The sequence below is a fragment of the Nocardia sp. NPDC049707 genome, assembly GCF_040674855.1.
Classification (GTDB): domain Bacteria; phylum Actinomycetota; class Actinomycetes; order Mycobacteriales; family Mycobacteriaceae; genus Nocardia.
In genome coordinates this window covers 1-16,652 of the sequence record NZ_JBFANN010000078.1, presented here as the reverse complement: position 1 = coordinate 16,652, position 16,652 = coordinate 1, and the positions used below count along the sequence as shown (strand labels likewise).

Genomic DNA, 16,652 nt, shown 5'->3' with positions numbered 1-16,652 from the left:
CGAGACTCGCGACTTCGTCGCATGCGCTTCGACGACTCGGACGCGAGACGGGCCGCGAACGGGTCGCTCGTAAGACTCGCTCCGTTGTGGTCGGTGATGGTGGGTCGTTCGGCAGCTGGGGTGCGCGTGTCGGGACTCGTGCCCTATCTGATGTTTTTCGACGACTCGGCTGAGTCGATGGTCGCGGCTTCGCGCGGATGTAAGACGGGACGCGAACTCCTCGCCAGCGAGACTCGCTCCGCGGTGGTCGACGATGTGCGGATGGTTCAGCACCTGGTGCGCGCGTGTCGAGACTTGCGCCCTATCTGATGTTTTTCGACGACTCGGCTGAGCCGATAGCCGCGGCTTCGCGCGGATGTAAGACGGGACGCGAACTCCTCGCCAGCGAGACTCGCTCCGCGGTGGTCGACAATGTGCGGATGGTTCAGCACCTGGTGCGCGCGTGTCGAGACTCGCGCCCTATCTGATGTTTTTCGACGACTCGGCTGAGCCGATGGTCGCGGCTTCGCGCGGATGTGAGACGGGCCGCGAACTCCTCGCTCGTAAGACTCGATCCGTTTTGTCGGCATGTTGGCATGGCTCCCAACCTGAGGTGCGCCGGACGAGATGGTCGGCACGCGAGGGGTGCCGCAGGTGTCGGATCTCAGCGACCGATCCGGGCACTACTACGCTGGCCGGGGTGAGGAAACTAGTGCCGTTGGTGGTGGACGCACTGCTGGTGATCTTGTTCTGCGCGATCGGGCGGCGCAGCCATGACGAGGCGATATTCACCGGACTGCTGAAGACGGTGTGGCCGTTCGCGGCCGGGCTCGCGATCGGCTGGGTGGTCGCGGTCGCGGTGGCCACCCGAGGATCCGGCGAACAGAAGGCACGATTCGACGGAACCGCGCTGTGGCCCACCGGAGTTCTCATCTGGCTCGGCACACTCTGCGGCGGCATGCTGCTGCGCGTGATCAGTGGTCAGGGCACGGCGTTGAGTTTCATGATTGTCGCGGCATCTGTGCTCGCGCTGTTCATGCTCGGCTGGCGCGCGGCCGTCAAGGTCATCAACTGATTACAGCTCCGGTTTGGCCAGAGCTTGGAACAACCTGGCCGCCATCCGCGCGGTCGCGTCGCCGCTGTCGGCGTCGTTGATGTGGATCGCAAGAGCCAGATCCCCCGCATTCGCGATGAGCCAACCGTCATTGCCCGCGGTGGCCATGAAACCGACGACATCGCGGTAGGGCCGCAGCGGCGCGAATTCCGGTCGGCCGGCGCCGTCGCGCAACATCGCGCGCAGCCGCTCGGTGAGCTCCGGTGACATCGCGGCGACCTGCGCGTCCGTCGTGGCCGGGTGCCCGGCCTCGATCTTCGGTGGCGGCACCTGTCCGCGCGCGATGGCGGCCGCTGCGATCGCCATGCCGAATGGGCTGGCCAGCACCGCATCCGTACCACCGCCCTGGCTTACCTGCTCGGCACTGCGACCCGCCACCGCGACCCGGCCGGTCACCTCGTCCAATCCCGGCACCTTGTAATCGACACCGACGCCGAGATTCGGCGCGGATTCGGCCGCATCCTGCACCGAAACGTCCTGCGGTGCCTTGTTCTTCAGCACCGATGCCACATTGCGGAACAGATCGATATTGGTGCCGACCGGGTAAAGCCCGGTAAACGCGACCGGGCCGTGTTCGGTGGCCTGCGTATTCTGCGCGACGGCGACGACCGCGCCGCTGGACGGTTGGATCGCCACGATCGAGGCGGGCGTGCCGACGCTCACCACCGCGTCCTCGGCGGCGCGCTGCAGGCGCTGATCCATGGTGGCCGCGATATCCGGACCGGGCGGGCCCTGGTAACCCGCGATCTGGCCGACGAAACGTCCGTCCTGTTCGAAAATCTGCACACCCCAACCGGCGTGCTGATCCTGGTTGTCCTGCCATACCTTGCGCAGCGCGTCCAGCATCGGCGACCAGGTCCGGCGGTCGGCGGAGATCAGCCGCGGCTGCTTCTCCATGACCACGCCGGGCACCCGGGCCAGCGCGGATTCCAGGATCGCGAAATCGGGTTCGCGCAGATTCACCGCGACGATCGGCTTGCCCTGTGCGGCCGACACCTGCTGCAGCAGCGCCGGTCCGGTGATCAGCGGCGCGACCGGTTCGATGGCCTTGGCCAGCGCGTTGGCCGAGGCCACCTGATCGGTCGTCTTGGTGGGGTCGAGTGTGATCACATTGATGACCTGCTCGGTCATCAGCGCGTCGCCGGCGATGTCCTTGACCTGCGGCGGTGGGGTCGGCGTGGTGCGCACCAGCCGGACCGTGCGGTTGTGGTCCAGCTGCGGCATGACGACGGCGGGATCCCAGGAGATGCGCCAGCCGATGGCCAACTTCCGCACATTGCCCTGCAGGCTGTATCGCCAGGTCTTGTTCTCGCCGAAGTTCCAGGCGACATCCATACTGAACAGGCCTGCCTCGCGGTCCAGGCCGATGAATTGGGTTTTCTGGTAATCGACCGTGCCCGGCTGCAATCCGGCGAACATTTGCTTCAGCGTTGCGGATGCGGCCGTGGGGTAAGACGTGAGTTCCGCGGCCTTGGCGTAGTTCTGCTCGTCGAGCAGTGTGGTGAAGCGATCGACGACGTACTCGGCCTCATCACGCTTCACATCCGAACCACACGCCCCGATTGCGATAGCCAGCGCCACCACCCCCGAGAGTGCGATTGCGCCCCGGACGCGATAGCGGCGGGATCCCCACACATCCATGTCGCCCACTCTTTACTCTTGTCACTCCAGTAACAAGACCACCGTACCTGAAATTAGCTGCCCGCCGTGCCGCGCCGACCGGATGTTACCCATGCTCAGCATCTCCAATTGTGCCCGAAGCCCGTACTTCGGTTGCTCGACCATGGACGTTCCCCGCCCCAGTGCGACATCCGGCGCCGCAACCGTACCGGCCGGAACACGAACTTGCCAGAAAACGGTCCACGTCGGCGTTTCGGCTGCCCCCGTCCCCGTTTCGATCGCGCTGGGCCGCATTGACCAGCACACACCTTTCTTCGGTGTACCCGCACGGCCCGTGACCGAAACCGTTCGCACAGAGCGGAACCACTCGCACACCTTGCGGCGTAATCTTGTAATCAATGAAATACAGACACCACAGTAAGTAGGTGAATCCCAATGAGGCATGAGCATCGGGGACGGAGCTTCGGACGACCGGGCGGTTGGCAGCAGGCCGATCTACCGGATCCCGCGGATGCCCCCGACTGGTTCGCTGGACGATTGCCGAGCGAGTGGTTCGCCGGGCCGCCCGTCATCGAAATCGACCGGGACGAGATCGTGGTGATCGGTACGCTCCCGCCGGTATCGGAAAAGGAAGACACTTCCGGCGGCGAGGTCCCGGCGGCGACGAAAGAGGGCGCCGTCGCCCGCTTCCGCGAGACCACCCGCCCGGCCCGCATGCAGATCGCGAATGAGGCCCAGCGCCGCTACGGTCGCAGTGTCGCGTGGGGCGTCGCCGTGGACGGCGAACGAATCATGTTCACGCACTTGGCGGTCCCGGTGATGACGCGACTGCGGCAGCCGGAGCGCAAGGTGCTCGACACGCTCGTCGATTCCGGCGTGGCGCGCTCGCGCGCGGATGCGCTGGCGTGGACGGTGAAGTTGGCGGGCAAGCATGCCGAGGCCTGGCTCGAGGAGTTGCGCACCGCCATGCGGAAGGTCGACGACCTGCGGTCGGAAGGTCCGCAGGGACTCTGAACACGGCGGGCTAGTGTCTTAGCCATGTCGACACCTGGTCCGATCCTGGTTCTCAACGGCCCGAACCTCAATATGCTCGGCACCCGCCAGCCGGAGGTCTACGGGTCGGCAACACTCGATGATGTCATCGAATTGTGCCGAAAGACCGCCGCCCGGTACGGCCGCGAGATCGATGCGTTCCAGTCGAATTCCGAAGGAGCGCTGATCGATCGGATCCACCGGGCGCGCGGCGTCGAGTCGGGCATTGTCATCAATCCCGGTGGACTCACGCATACTTCGGTCGCGCTGCGTGATGCGCTGGTGATTCCGGAACTACCGATCGTCGAGGTGCACATCAGCAATGTGCATGCGCGCGAGGAGTTCCGGCATCACTCCTACATCTCTCCCATAGCCACCGCGGTGGTGGCCGGAATGGGGATCCATGGCTACGCCGCCGCCGTCGAATTCCTGATCAAACGCTGACCGAATTGCCTTGTCGCACTAGGCGAGGCGGAAGACCGGGAAGCCCGGTGCGATCTCGGCCAGCTCCGCGTCGGTGGCGTCCGAGGTGATGCCCTCGAAGAACCTGCCGACCTCCCAGCCCCACTTCTGCAGGTAGAGGCGCAGCAGCGGCACCTTGTCCGCGTCGGCCACTTCGGTTGCCGCGAACGCCTCGACCTTGCGGCCCAGCCGCAGTTCACCATCGCCCGCGACGCGCAGGTTCCGCACCCACTGGGTGTGGCCGCGCGGCGCGACCAGGTAGCGCGCGCCGTCGGTATCGGTCAGCAGATTGACCATGGTGGTGCGCCATTCCCCGCTTTTGCGGCCGCGCACGGCCAATAGTCGCGACCCCATGATGCTGATGCCGAGGCGCGGCAGCCAGTTGGCGATCTTGTTCACGATCGGGTCCATGCCGGTGGGGCTGATGTAGCGGGTGCTGGCGTTCATTTCCTACTCCTTGTGAGCACTGCTCTCTGTTGAGACCAGTGTTCCACACCGGTTCGCGCCACGTCAAGAGCACTGCTCTCTTTTCATTGCGGTGAGCGTTGCCAGCGGCGCGGCGCTGGGATACACCGCGTCATTCATCCTTTCGGTACGGATGGGTGTGACGTGGCTGGGTTGCGCGAGCCGACACGGCTTGCCATCGCACGCTGGTGAGCGGGTGCCGGCTTCGGTTGGCCACTCGCCGACCTGCCTAGCGACCAAGGTGCCCCAGCGATGGGCGACGGCGCAGTGCCGCGTGGAGCAGAGCGGGTGGCGTGTCGTTCTTCTCGGCTGGGGCAAGGTCGACACCGGGTGCGACAATCGCGTCGATCGCGTCGAGCACATCCTCGGACAGCACGGTGTTCGCGGCGGCAATCTGAGAGCGCAGGTGCTCGATCGTGCGTGGCCCGATGATGGCGCTGGTCACGCCGGGATGCGCGGTCACGAAACCGAGCGCGAGCTGGATCATCGTCAAACCGGCCTCGTCGGCGACATCGGCCAATTGCTCGACCGCAGCCATTTTGGCACGGTTGACCGGAATGGTGGTGTCGAAGCGTTGCGGCATGAAAGTCGAACGGCTGGTGGTGATTTCTCGACCCGCGCGGATCGCACCCGAAAGCCAGCCCGAGGCCAACGGGCTCCAGACCAGCACACCCAGTCCGTACTGCTCGGTCACGGGCAGCACGTGGGATTCGATGCCGCGCTGCAGGATCGAGTAGCTGGGCTGTTCGGTGACGTAGGGGCGCAGGTGGTTTTCGCGAGCGGCCCACTGGGCCTGGACGATTCGGTACGCCGGAAATGTCGACGAACCGAAATAGCGAATCTTTCCGGCGCGCTGTAGGTCGGTCAGGGCCGCGAGCGTCTCCTCATCGCTGGTGTTCGGGTCCCACCGGTGGATCTGGTAGAGATCGACGTGGTCGACGCCCAGTCGGCGCAGGCTGTTGTCCAACTCGGTGACCAACCAGCGGCGCGAACCGCCCTGATGATTGCGCTCCGCGCCCATCGGCATGCTCGCCTTCGTGGCAAGCACAATGTCGTCGCGGCGGTCAGCGATGGCCTTGCCGACCATCTCCTCCGACTCGCCGGCGCTGTACATGTCGGCGGTGTCGATGAAATTGATCCCGGCCTCCAGGGCGGCATCGACCATCGCGGTGGCGTCGTTCTGGGTGGTGCCCCCGATCCGGCCGAAGTTCATCGCGCCGAGCGCGAGAGTGCTGACCTGCACACCGGTGCGGCCCAAAGTGCGGTACTGCATGAGGTTTTCCTCCAGGAAAGGCGTGAATTGGTTTCGACTCGGCTGCTCTGGCATCCTGAACAAACGGAACGTTGTTCCGATAGCCAACATACGGAACATCGTTCCGCTTGACAAGCGCCGTGCCGGAGGTGGTCGATATCGACAGCGGATCGGGGTCATCAGCCCCAAGAAAACGAGCCGACGCCCGGCGTAACCAGCAGACACTGCTGGACGCCGCCGCAGCAGCTTTCGTCGCGTCCGGTGTCGATGTACCCGTGCGCGATATCGCCGCCAGGGCAGGCGTCGGCATCGGCACGATCTACCGTCACTTCCCGACCCGAGCCGATCTCATCGTCGCCGTGTACCGGCACCAGGTCGAGGCATGCGCCGACGCCGGTCCGACACTTCTGGCGAACAGCACCACACCCCACGCCGCCCTCGGGCAGTGGATCAACCTTTTCGTCGACTTCTTGGTCACCAAACACGGCCTCGCCGAGGCACTACAGTCCGACGATCCCACCTTCGAGACCCTGCACGCCTACTTCCTCGACCACCTCGTCCCGGTCTGCGCCCAGCTACTCGATGCCGCCGCCGCAGCGGGACAGATCCGTCCCGACATGGATCCCTACGAACTCTTGCGCGGCGTCGGCAACCTCTGCATCGGCGCAGGTAGCACCCCCCGCTACGACGCCCGCCGCATGGTCGACCTCCTCATAGCAGGACTGCGCCTCCAGGGGACATGACTTCCCGCGTTCGACCTCGCCTGCCTCCAACACAGTTCGGAGGCGATATGCCGCGTGAACCGCCGTAGCTGCTCGATCCACACGCGGCTGTCGCGGTGGGCTGGCGATGCGGCACCGAGGACCGATCGAGTAATGAGCGACCGCGGGGGCCCGACACCGCCAGGACCAGTCGTCGCCGACCCGCGACCGCCAACAGAGCGTCAACGTGCGCCGGCGCGTACCTGCCCGACCTCGCTCGGGAAACGCGGACGCTGACCCATCACAGCGACACCCACCGCGACAGCGGTAAAGGCGGCGCTGCACCACAATGCCGCGGTTGGGCGATCAGCGCGATCGACAACCAGACCGGCAGTGACCGGGCCGAGAACAGCGCCGATGTTGAAGGCAGTGGTTGCCAAGGCGCCAGCGGTACGCGGAGCAACCGATGTAGCGGTCTGCACGATCGTCGCGATCAGCGTCGAACCGACACCGAACGCGACCGCACCCGCCACCACCGACATGACCATCACCGCGATCAGTGCGTGCGCGGTCACAGCGGCCAGCAGCCAGACTCCGGCGAGTACGACCGTTCCGCCGACGATGATCCGCCGCCGGTGACGGTCGCTGTAACGACCGGTAACCGTCACACCGAGAAACGAGCCGACGCCGAACAAGGCCAGCACCAAGGGAACCCACCGGCTGCCCCCGATGCCGGTCGTGATGGTGCCGAGATAGGTGAACCCAGCGAAGGTCGCGGCGTTGACCAGGACCCCGGCCAGGACGGCGACCTGAACCGGCCGCTGCCGCAGCACCGGCCATTCGCTCCGCATCGACGGCGCTTGCCCGTCCGGCTGAGCACGGTCGCGCATGTCACCACCGAGCATCATCCATACCGGCACAAGCACTGCCGCGCTGGTGACGGCAACGGCCCAGAACGCCGAACGCCAACCCCAGACCTGCCCGAGCAGCGTGCCTGCGGGAACACCGGCAATGCAGGCCACCGTCACACCGGACACCACCACCGAGGTCGCGCGCCCGATCACCGCCGGACCGACCAACCTCGGCAACGCGGCCAGCACGATCGCCAAGAACCCGGCATTGGCGACCGCCGCGACAACGCGTGTCACCAGCAGTACCGCGAATCCGGTTGTGACAGCACCGACAATATGAGCGGCACAGAACAATCCCACGAACGCCGTGACCGAATATCTGACAGGCAACCGGCCCGCCGCCAGCGCCAGCACCGGTGCCCCCAACACCATGCCAGCGGCGAATAGCGAGGTCAGCAAACCAGCGGCACCGAGCGAGACGCCGATATCGTCCGCGATCTGCTCCAACAATCCCGACACCATGAACTCGGATGTGCCCTGCGCGAAAACCGCAACAGCCAGCACGAACACCACAATGGGCATGAGAGAGAACTCCCGGATACAGGGCGCCACAGTAAGAATCACGACACCCGAGATGGATTGCAGAATCGGGCGAGCCATCACCCGACAGCAAGAAACCAACGTCGTCCGGCGCTGCGAGATACCAAACCGCACCAGCCGCTCAGCGACTGGCGAGAACCACACTCACAACGCCGCCCAGCACACAGGCCAGGCGGCTACCTTCTGGACGCCTCCGGAGAACTCACCCCGATACCCTAACAACCCAAGTGACTGTGTGCCCCAGTGGTGGACGACGGCTTGTGGGTGATCTCGCCGAAGCCGTTGGGTTGTCGACGTCGAAGGCACTCAACGGTTTCCAGGTAGTCGACATCGAGACGGCTGTAGTGGCTGCGGGCAATACCTCCGCTACGAGGCGCACGCCGGAGAGTCCCGGTGTTGCTGAACCAATCTCCTGGAGTTGGAATGGCCGGGTAGGAGTTCACGCGGCTAGGGCCTGGGTCCGACGCGCACCCGCCGGTATTACACCCGACAATGGGGGGATGGTATCCGCGCCCTGGGTGGTGATCGCCCCGGACAAGTTCAAGGGCTCGCTGACCGCCGCCGAGGTGGCGGCTGCCCTGGCCGCAGGCATTACCCGCGGCTGTCCGGAAGCGGAGATCCGGCAGGTGCCGGTTGCCGATGGTGGCGACGGAACCGTCGACGCATTCGTTGCCGCTGGCTGGGAGCGGATCGAGGTCGATGCGCCGGGGCCGACGGGAGCGGCCGACACGGCCGCCTACGCGGTGCTGGGAACCACGGCGGTGATCGAATTGGCCGCAGCGGTCGGGCTGACGAAACTCCCAGGGGGACAACCCGATCCACTAGGGGCGCACACCTATGGACTCGGTGTCGTCATCGCACATGCGCTGGATCGAGGGGTAACCGATATCGTCCTCGGCTTGGGCGGCAGCGCCTCCACCGACGGTGGGGCGGGCATGTTGCGAGCGCTCGGCGCTCGGATCCTCGACGCGGATGGCGCTGAATTATCCACCGGCGGGGCGACTTTGGCGCGTGCTTCGCGATTGGACCGCGCGGGATTGCATCCAGGGATCGCGACGGCCACCTTCACCTTGGCCTGCGATGTGGACAATCCACTACTCGGCCCGACCGGCGCGGTCGCGGTATATGCGCCACAGAAGGGGGCGACGCGATCGGATCTGCCCATTCTCGAAGCAGCACTGACGAATTGGGCGACTGTCGTCGCGCCGGAATTCGCGGGGATACCCGGCGCGGGCGCGGCGGGCGGCACCGGGTTCGGCGCACTCGCGGTGCTCGGCGCACAGGTTCGCAGCGGTATCGAGGTCGTGCTCGAACTCCTCGATTTCCCAACACTTCTCGACGGAGCCGCTCTGGTAGTCACCGGCGAAGGTGCCCTCGATACCCAAAGCCTGCACGGTAAGGCCCCGATCGGTGTCTGCGAGGCCGCGCGCAGAGCAGGCGTCCCGGTGGTGGCCGCAGCCGGACGAACGCAATTGACGCCCAATGAGATTCGGGCGGCGGGCTTCACCGCCTGCTACGCTCTCGCCGATCTGGAACCGGATCCCGCCCGCTCCATCGCCGATGCGGCGCGGCTGCTTGCTTCCGTCGGCGAGCAAATAGGTCGGGATAACCTGTGACATGTGTCTGGCAGCGGCGGAGCGGATACCGCTGGCCGTCTCGATCGTGCGCGCGGCCAGCGGTATCCACATCGAGGTCGCGAGTTCTGCTTTCACACCTGCCGAATAGCTGCCGTAGCTCCGGAGGACTGCGATCAGACGGGGAACGTGACTCCGGTCAAATTCTCCGAAACCGTCCACAGGCGTTGCTGCACGGCCGTGTCGTGTGATTGCCGACTCGACTCCACAATCTTCGGGTAGCCGCGGCTCTCGAAAAGCCCATCCGGTCCGTAGTACTGGCCACCGAGCACCTCGGGGTCGGTGGCGGCGCGGAGTATCGGCAAAGCACCCATTGGCGCGCTCTGGGTGGCGATTGCGGCAATTACGGGTACGAGCGCACGCAGCGCAGTCGGCGTATAGCGCATCAAATCCGTGTTGGCGCCACCGGGGTGAGCCGCGACCGCAATCGTCGTGCCGGTTCCGTACAAGCGACGTTGCAGCTCATAGGTGAACATCAGATTCGCCAGTTTGGACTGTCCGTACGCGGCCACCCGGTTGTAGGACCGTTCCCCCTGCAGATCGTCGAAGTTGATCCGCGCGCGGATACGGTGGCCGATGCTGCTGACGGTGACCACTCGCGAGCCCGGTACCGGCAGCATTCGGTCGAGCAACAGCCCGGTGAGCGCGAAATGGCCCAGATGATTCGTACCGAATTGCAACTCGAACCCGTCGCTGGTGGTCTGCTTCGGCGGGTACATCACCCCAGCGTTGTTGACCAATAGATCGATCGTGGAATATGCGGACCGGAGCTGCTCCGCGGCATTGCGCACGGATTCCAGCGAGGTCAGATCGAGCTGTTGGACGATGGTGTCCGCGCCCGGGACGGCACTCGCAATACGGTCCGCAGCATATTTACCCTTGTCCACATCCCGTACCGCCAAAACCACCGATGCGCCGTGCGCCGCCAGTGCCCGCGCGGTCTCGAACCCGAGGCCGCTGTTGGCGCCGGTCACAACCGCCAGCCGTCCCTTTTGAGCTGGTATGTCGTTCTCCGTCCACCTGTTCGCCATCGTTCCTCCCAGGAATCGGTCGGCCCGCCGGTGTGCCCCGACGGGCCCGGCGGGGGTGAGACTCATATTCACACGGTCGCGCTCCCGCTGCGGTTGCGCAAGGTTCGGCGACCGCCGCGCCCGCGCGGGCACCACACACATCGTCGTGGTCACCGGCGCCACGGCTCGTTTCGGAGCGCGACGATCCCCAGTGAACTCATCGGAGATCACACCGGCACGAACCACACGCCGACTATCGCCCGACTAACCATGCCGGTTGTTCGGAGTCGCACCCTAGCTAGCCTGCCGCGGCGAGCAGATTGCCGAGCAGTTCGTCGCGGTGCTTATCACCCCAGGCTTCGAGCGGGCGTAGCGCGACTTCGAGTTCTTCGCCGAGTGGCGTGAGCGAGTATTCGACGCGCGGAGGAACCTCGGGGAAGACCTCGCGGTGCACTACACCACTGGCTTCCAGGTGACGCAGGTTCTCCGCGAGCACCTTTTCGCTGACTCCGGTGAGCAGCTTGCGGATCTGACCGAAACGCTGCGGACCAGCGGCGAGCACCCACATCAGATGCAGCTTCCACTTGCCGCCGACGACGTCGATCGCCACCGACATGCCGCACATTTTGTGATCTGCGCCACTGTTCACGCCCACCGCGCTCCTTCTGACCTGAATTCGAACCTCGAGGTAAGCAACCCCACCTGAACGTGCGGTCTTCCCGACCCTACCTGCGACAACGACCATGGATCTCGCGCACGACAACCAATCGAACAAGAACCGAAGGGACACAACATGTCCGAACAGACCTCCGTCTCCGTCATCGGCCTCGGACCGATGGGTCAGGCCATGGTCCGGGCCTTCCTGGATGCCGGTATCGAGGTCACGGTGTGGAATCGCAGCACCGAGAAGGTCGATGCCATGGTCGAACTCGGCGCGCGGCGGGCCGCCACGGTCGCCGAAGCGCTGGACGCCAATCCGGTCACCGTGCTCAGCCTCACCCACTACGCCGCCATGTACGACGTATTGGGGCAGGCCACCGACCACCTCCGGGGCAAGGTGATCGCCAACCTGTCCTCGGACTCGCCGGAGAAAGCGCGCAAGGGTGCCGAGTGGGTGCGTTCGCACGGTGCGGAATTCATTTCCGGCGGCGTCATGTCGGCGGGCGACAATATCGTCCATCCGGCGTCGTACATCTTCTACAGCGGCCCGAAAGCGGTCTTCGACGCGCATGCCGAACTGCTGCGTCCGCTGAGCCCGCAGGAGTACCTCGGTGCGGACGACGGTCTCGCGCAGGTCTATTACCAGGCGCTTTTGACGATCTTCCATCCCTGGCTGCTGGCTTTCGACCAGGCGACCGCGGTCATCGAGCGTTCCGGCCACAGCATCGCCCAGTTCATCCCGTTCGCCGTCCGCTCGAATGCCGCATTTCCCTACTTCATGGAGACGCACTCGGTTGCCAACCAGAACGGCGGCTGGGCCACCCTGGCCAGCCTGAAGATGATGGACGCGGGTGCGCAGCACATCATCGATGCCAGTGAAGAGGTCGGTGTCGATGCGACGTTCTCCCACACCGCACAGGCGTTCTGGCGCAAGGCCGTTGCCGCCAGCGAGCAGCACGGCAGGGCCGTTTCCACCTACGCCCTCATGCGTGGCGAGGCGGTGTGACGATCAGGCATCTCCTGCGGCTCGGGCGGATTCGACGCCGGAACCCAATCGCGGGAACGGGGCGGTGGAGAAGATGACCTCCACCGCGACCTCGAAATACGCCGAGATCCGTAATGCCAGATGCAGGCTCGGGCTGTATTCACCGCGCTCGAGGTAACCGATCGTCTGATAGTGCACGCCGAGCGCTTCGGCAAGCTCCCGGCGGGAGATGCCGCGCTCGGCACGCAACATGGCAATGCGGTTGTAGATGACCTCAGTAGGCACGCTGAATCGCCTTCTCGCGGCGCGCCGCCACGTTCGCCCCGGACTCGCGACGTGCCATCCTACGCAGCACGATCGGCGCGAGCAGCAGCCCGGCCACCGCCCAGACACCCAGCACGGCAATGGTTTCCAGATGTCGCCAGGAATGACCGAGTTCGATGGTGACCGCGTCGCCCGGCAGCATCGCCGAACGCATGCCGAGCCCGACCCAGTAGACGGGGAACACCTGCGCCACGCCCTGCAGCCAGCCCGGCATGGCGGTGATCGGATAGAAGATGCCGGAGATCCCCACTATGCCCATGATCGGCAGCGCGACGAAACCGACATTGCGCGGGTTGCTGAACAGCGATCCGAGCACCGCACCGACCGGCATGGTCGCGAGCATGCCGAGTGCGACGACGCCGATCAGGCCGAGCCAGGAACCGACACTGTCCATGACGGTGCCGTCGACCAGGAAGAACCCCGAAATCAGCACGATCAGGAACGGTATGACTACCCAGCCCGCGGTCGTGATGATCTTGCCGATCAGGTAGCCGACCATGCCGTTCGGAGTTGCCTTGGCGCGCAACAGTGTTCCGTCTTCGCGTTCCATGGTCAGCATCTGGGCAATGCCGAACATGCCGTTGAAGGCGACGAGCAGGCCGAGGATGCTCGGCAGGGCCAGCGACCCGAGCGCGAAGCCGCTCGCCTCGAAGGTCGCGTTGCGCATGAAGAACAGCACAATGACCATGGCGATCGGCGAGAACAGCATGCCCCACAGATCCTGAATATTGGTAAGCATTTGCCGCATTTCGATCAGTCCACGCCGGATACCGGCCCGGACCGCGGCGGCGATCGGATTCATCGGGCGACCTCCTCCAGTGCATGGACCTCGGTTTCGAGCCGCCCGGACTCGTATTGCCGCACCAGCGCCATATACGTGTCCTCGAGCGAGGCACGGCGCACCTCTAGTTCGCCGATCCGGTCGCCGTGCTGCTTGAACAGCTCGTAGACGAACTTGGTCGACTCGGTGGTGGTGTGCACGAACCGTTGTCCATCGTGAGTCCATCGGATTTCGGCCTCGCCCGCGATGCGGCGCGACAGTTCGTCGGCCGAGCCGTCGGCGATGATGCGGCCACCGGCCAGGATCATGATGCGGTCGGCGAGCTTCTCGGCCTCGTCGAGATCGTGCGTGGTGAGCAGGATGGTGGTCCGGTCGTCGGCGAGATGATGGACCAGATCATGGAATTCGCGGCGGGCCTGCGGGTCGAAGCCCGCGGTCGGTTCATCGAGGAACAGCAGTTCCGGGCGGCCGACAATGCCGATCGCGACATCCATACGGCGGCGCTGCCCGCCGGACAGCGATCCGATCTTGCTGTTCGCCTGCTCGGTGAGACCGACGGCGGCAATGAGTTCGTCGGTGCCCCAAGGCCGGTGGATCGTATCCGTGCCATATGGTGCGTAATACGAGCCGAGGTGTGAAAGCAGTTCGCGCACACGCCATTTGGCATGGTCGCGCCAGGACTGCAGGACGACACCCAAGCGCGCCCGCCACGCTTCGTCGGCATGCGCCGGATCCATGCCGAGCACTTCGACGCGGCCCGCGGAGCGCATGCGGAAGCCTTCCAGAATTTCGATGGTCGTGGTCTTGCCCGCGCCGTTCGGACCGAGGAGCACCAGCACCTCGCCCGGCCGGGCTTGGAACGTCACATCGCGCAGGACATCGGTCGTGCCATACCGCATCCGCAATTTTTCGACGTCGAGCGCGACGGCGTCACCCATGGTCATCTCATCCTCCCGTTGTGAGATCGGGACGATTCATAGCATATCTACTACATTGCGCCGCGACAATGCTGTTTCTTGCCAACACGGATTGACATGCAGCCAAATGGCTGCCTATCGGGCGGCGCGCAAGTTCGTAATCGGACGCCGCTGCAACGCGGGCCAGACCCCGGCCACCGTCGCCTACGGCCAAGCCGCGGCGCTCACCGAATGGTTCGACGGGAATCGATGGACGAACGTGAGATCGACTGTCGGACAGCCGGTTACCACGATTCGATCAGCGGAACATCGTGCTCCTGCCGCTGCCACTCCTCGTTGAGGCGACCGAGTCGGTCCCGAGCGGCGATGCCGCGCACGCCTGCGATCTTGTCGTCACGGATCTCCAGGATCAGGACGCCAAGGACCCGGTCGTCCAGCGTGGCGAGCATGGCCGGGCAGCCGTTGACCACGACGGCATGGATCGAGGGCGAGCCACCGGCGAGTCTCCGCTTGGCCGCAGACGGTTTGAAGCCGGCCCGCATCGCGCTGGCGATCCGCTCCGGGGTCGAGTACCGGATCAGCTTCTCGGCCAGCCCCAGCCCGGCGCCATCGGAGACGCCGGTCGCGTCGTCGGTCAGCAGTGCCACCAGCCGTTCGGTCCGGCCCGAGGAGGCGGCATCGACGAACGCCTCGACGACTCGACGCGCGGAGGCATGGTCGATATCAGTGCCGTTGCCGGCGGCGGCGATTCGACGCCGGGCTCGGTGGATGTGTTGCTGACTCCCGGACTCGGTGATGCCGAGAATCTCGGCAATCTCGGCGTGGCTGTACGCAAAGGCCTCGTGCAGCACGTAAGCGGCCCGTTCGACCGGCGACAGACGCTCCATGAGGGTCAACACCGCCAGGGTCACCGATTCGCGCTGCTCGACGGTCTCGGCCGGGCCGAGCATCGGGTCGCCGTCGAGGAGCGGTTCGGGCATCCAGGTGCCGACCGCGCGTTCGCGCCGCACCTTCGCCGAACGGAGCCGGTCGAGCGCCAGGTTGGTGACGATCTTGGTCAGCCATGCCTCGGGCACCTCGACGTACTCTCGGTCGGCGGCCTGCCATCGCAGGAACGCGTCCTGCACCGTGTCCTCGGCGTCGGCGGCCGAGCCGAGCAGACGGTAGGCGAGCGAGGCCAGCCGATTCCGGCTGGCCTCGAAACGCGCCACGGTGGCAGTGTCCATGAGCACGACTCTATGCGGCGACCACGTCGGGTGAGTGCTCTCGGCTGGTGGCCAAGCGGTACTTGTGACTCGGCATTCCGAAGGTCGGGTGGCTCACACTCCAGGCGGAAGTCGCGAGGATCGCAGACTTGACGCGCATGGCCGTCCGGCCACGCAGGGCCCACGACTTCGATTGCGCGTCACCGTCGACCAACTGGAAGAGCCCGTTCTTCCGGCCGAGGCTGATGTGGTTGCCGACATACAACAGCGAGGTCGTCGAGATCTTGCGCCCGGTCAGGTCCCCGATGATCGCGGCCGTCGCCTGCATGCCGGTGAATCCCGCGGAAGCGCAGGACATCGGCAACGGCCGACCGTTGTCGCCGATGACGAAGGCGCTGTCACCGGCAACGTAGACGTCCGGGTGCGAGACCGACCGCATCTGACGGTCGACCGCGATCTGGCCGTTGGGTACCACCTCCAGGCCGCTGGCGGCGGCGATCGGGTGGACGGCGAAGCCAGCGGCCCACACGGTCGCGTCGGAAGCGAAAGTGGTGCCGTCGGCGGCGACCGCCGCCGCCTCCTCGACGCGCTCGATGGTGGTGTGCTCGTGGACCGTGATACCGAACCGGTCGAAGGCACGCAGCAGGTGACGGCGGGCCTTCGTGCCCAGCCAGCCGCCCAGTTCGCCGCTGGTGGCGAGGCTGACCCGAAGTCCTGGACGGGATTCGGCGATCTCGGTGGCGGCCTCGATCGCGGTCAGGTTGCCGCCGACCACCAGCACCTTTCCGTCCTCGCCCAGCTCATCCAGGCGTGCGCGCAGGCGCAGCGCGGCCGGCCGCGCGGCCACATGGAAGGCGTGCTCGTCGACGCCCCGAACGTCGTGGTCGGCGGCGGTGCTGCCGAGCGCGTAGAGCAGGGTGTCGTATTCGAGCCGGTCGACGCCCTCGCCGTCGGCGAGTGTGACGGTCCGGTGCTCGGCGTCGACGCTGGTTACCCGCGCAAGTCGTAGCCGGATGCCGGTGCCCGCGAACACCTCCGCCAGCGGCCGGTGGCGCAGATC

18 protein-coding genes are annotated in these 16,652 nt (G+C 65.7%); 7 read left to right on the top strand and 11 right to left on the bottom strand.

Going from position 1 to position 16,652, the window contains the following annotated elements; all coding sequences use genetic code 11:
• Positions 1-309 (top strand): hypothetical protein (locus AB0J29_RS35680; RefSeq protein ID WP_364795371.1); only part of this gene is annotated, 309 nt, incomplete at its 5' end.
• A 370-nt stretch (positions 310-679) separates the two neighbouring features.
• A complete protein-coding gene (locus AB0J29_RS35675) occupies positions 680-1,054 on the top strand; it encodes a DUF3054 domain-containing protein (protein WP_364795368.1) in 375 nt (124 codons plus the stop codon).
• Here the strand turns inward: AB0J29_RS35675 and AB0J29_RS35670 are convergent, their stop codons facing one another.
• Positions 1,055-2,734 (bottom strand): NTF2-like N-terminal transpeptidase domain-containing protein, encoded by a 1,680-nt coding sequence (locus AB0J29_RS35670; RefSeq protein WP_364795366.1) that lies wholly within the window; start codon positions 2,732-2,734, stop codon positions 1,055-1,057. It abuts the gene before it with no gap.
• Positions 2,735-3,148: 414 nt separating this feature from the next.
• Here AB0J29_RS35670 and AB0J29_RS35665 point away from each other — a divergent pair, with 414 nt between their 5' ends.
• Complete coding sequence (locus AB0J29_RS35665; RefSeq protein WP_364795363.1) at positions 3,149-3,727, top strand: hypothetical protein; 579 nt, start codon at positions 3,149-3,151, stop codon at positions 3,725-3,727.
• 24 nt (positions 3,728-3,751) lie between these two features.
• Complete coding sequence (gene aroQ / locus AB0J29_RS35660; protein ID WP_364795361.1) at positions 3,752-4,189, top strand: type II 3-dehydroquinate dehydratase; 438 nt, start codon at positions 3,752-3,754, stop codon at positions 4,187-4,189.
• A gap of 18 nt (positions 4,190-4,207) precedes the next feature.
• On the opposite strand, the gene AB0J29_RS35655 is transcribed toward aroQ, so the two are convergent.
• Both AB0J29_RS35655 and AB0J29_RS35650 read right to left on the bottom strand, forming a co-directional pair.
• Positions 4,208-4,654, bottom strand: a complete 447-nt coding sequence (locus AB0J29_RS35655; protein ID WP_364795358.1) for a nitroreductase/quinone reductase family protein — start codon at positions 4,652-4,654, stop codon at positions 4,208-4,210.
• A 247-nt stretch (positions 4,655-4,901) separates the two neighbouring features.
• Positions 4,902-5,945, bottom strand: a complete 1,044-nt coding sequence (locus tag AB0J29_RS35650) for an aldo/keto reductase (RefSeq protein ID WP_364795356.1) — start codon at positions 5,943-5,945, stop codon at positions 4,902-4,904.
• A gap of 203 nt (positions 5,946-6,148) precedes the next feature.
• Here AB0J29_RS35650 and AB0J29_RS35645 point away from each other — a divergent pair, with 203 nt between their 5' ends.
• The gene (locus AB0J29_RS35645) at positions 6,149-6,667 is read left to right on the top strand and encodes a TetR/AcrR family transcriptional regulator (protein WP_364795376.1); all 519 of its coding nucleotides are present in this window, start codon (positions 6,149-6,151) and stop codon (positions 6,665-6,667) included.
• A gap of 200 nt (positions 6,668-6,867) precedes the next feature.
• On the opposite strand, the gene AB0J29_RS35640 is transcribed toward AB0J29_RS35645, so the two are convergent.
• Positions 6,868-8,058, bottom strand: a complete 1,191-nt coding sequence (locus AB0J29_RS35640) for a Cmx/CmrA family chloramphenicol efflux MFS transporter (protein WP_364795354.1) — start codon at positions 8,056-8,058, stop codon at positions 6,868-6,870.
• Positions 8,059-8,576: 518 nt separating this feature from the next.
• Here AB0J29_RS35640 and AB0J29_RS35635 point away from each other — a divergent pair.
• Positions 8,577-9,692 carry a glycerate kinase gene (locus AB0J29_RS35635; protein WP_364795353.1) on the top strand — a complete coding sequence of 372 codons (1,116 nt, stop codon included), beginning with the start codon at positions 8,577-8,579 and terminating at the stop codon, positions 9,690-9,692.
• Between the two features lie 134 nt (positions 9,693-9,826).
• Here AB0J29_RS35635 and AB0J29_RS35630 read toward each other — a convergent pair whose 3' ends face one another.
• Positions 9,827-10,741 (bottom strand): SDR family NAD(P)-dependent oxidoreductase, encoded by a 915-nt coding sequence (locus AB0J29_RS35630; protein WP_364795374.1) that lies wholly within the window; start codon positions 10,739-10,741, stop codon positions 9,827-9,829.
• Positions 10,742-11,018: 277 nt separating this feature from the next.
• Positions 11,019-11,375, bottom strand: a complete 357-nt coding sequence (locus tag AB0J29_RS35625; protein ID WP_364795350.1) for a helix-turn-helix domain-containing protein — start codon at positions 11,373-11,375, stop codon at positions 11,019-11,021.
• A gap of 138 nt (positions 11,376-11,513) precedes the next feature.
• On the opposite strand from AB0J29_RS35625, the gene AB0J29_RS35620 reads away from it, so the two are divergent.
• Positions 11,514-12,386 (top strand): NAD(P)-binding domain-containing protein, encoded by an 873-nt coding sequence (locus tag AB0J29_RS35620; protein ID WP_364795348.1) that lies wholly within the window; start codon positions 11,514-11,516, stop codon positions 12,384-12,386.
• Positions 12,387-12,389: 3 nt separating this feature from the next.
• Here the strand turns inward: AB0J29_RS35620 and AB0J29_RS35615 are convergent, their stop codons facing one another.
• The 5 genes from AB0J29_RS35615 to AB0J29_RS35595 all read right to left on the bottom strand — a co-directional run.
• A complete protein-coding gene (locus AB0J29_RS35615; RefSeq protein ID WP_364795345.1) occupies positions 12,390-12,650 on the bottom strand; it encodes a helix-turn-helix transcriptional regulator in 261 nt (86 codons plus the stop codon).
• Positions 12,640-13,491, bottom strand: coding sequence for an ABC transporter permease (locus tag AB0J29_RS35610; RefSeq protein WP_364795343.1), 852 nt, complete (start codon positions 13,489-13,491; stop codon positions 12,640-12,642). The genes AB0J29_RS35615 and AB0J29_RS35610 overlap by 11 nt, the downstream gene beginning before the upstream one ends.
• Positions 13,488-14,414 (bottom strand): ABC transporter ATP-binding protein, encoded by a 927-nt coding sequence (locus AB0J29_RS35605; protein WP_364795340.1) that lies wholly within the window; start codon positions 14,412-14,414, stop codon positions 13,488-13,490. Before AB0J29_RS35605 ends, AB0J29_RS35610 begins: the two co-directional genes overlap by 4 nt.
• A 257-nt stretch (positions 14,415-14,671) precedes the next feature.
• Positions 14,672-15,613, bottom strand: coding sequence for a sigma-70 family RNA polymerase sigma factor (locus AB0J29_RS35600; RefSeq protein ID WP_364795338.1), 942 nt, complete (start codon positions 15,611-15,613; stop codon positions 14,672-14,674).
• Between the two features lie 10 nt (positions 15,614-15,623).
• The coding region (locus AB0J29_RS35595) for an FAD-dependent oxidoreductase (protein WP_364795335.1) at positions 15,624-16,652 on the bottom strand (1,029 nt) is incomplete at its 5' end.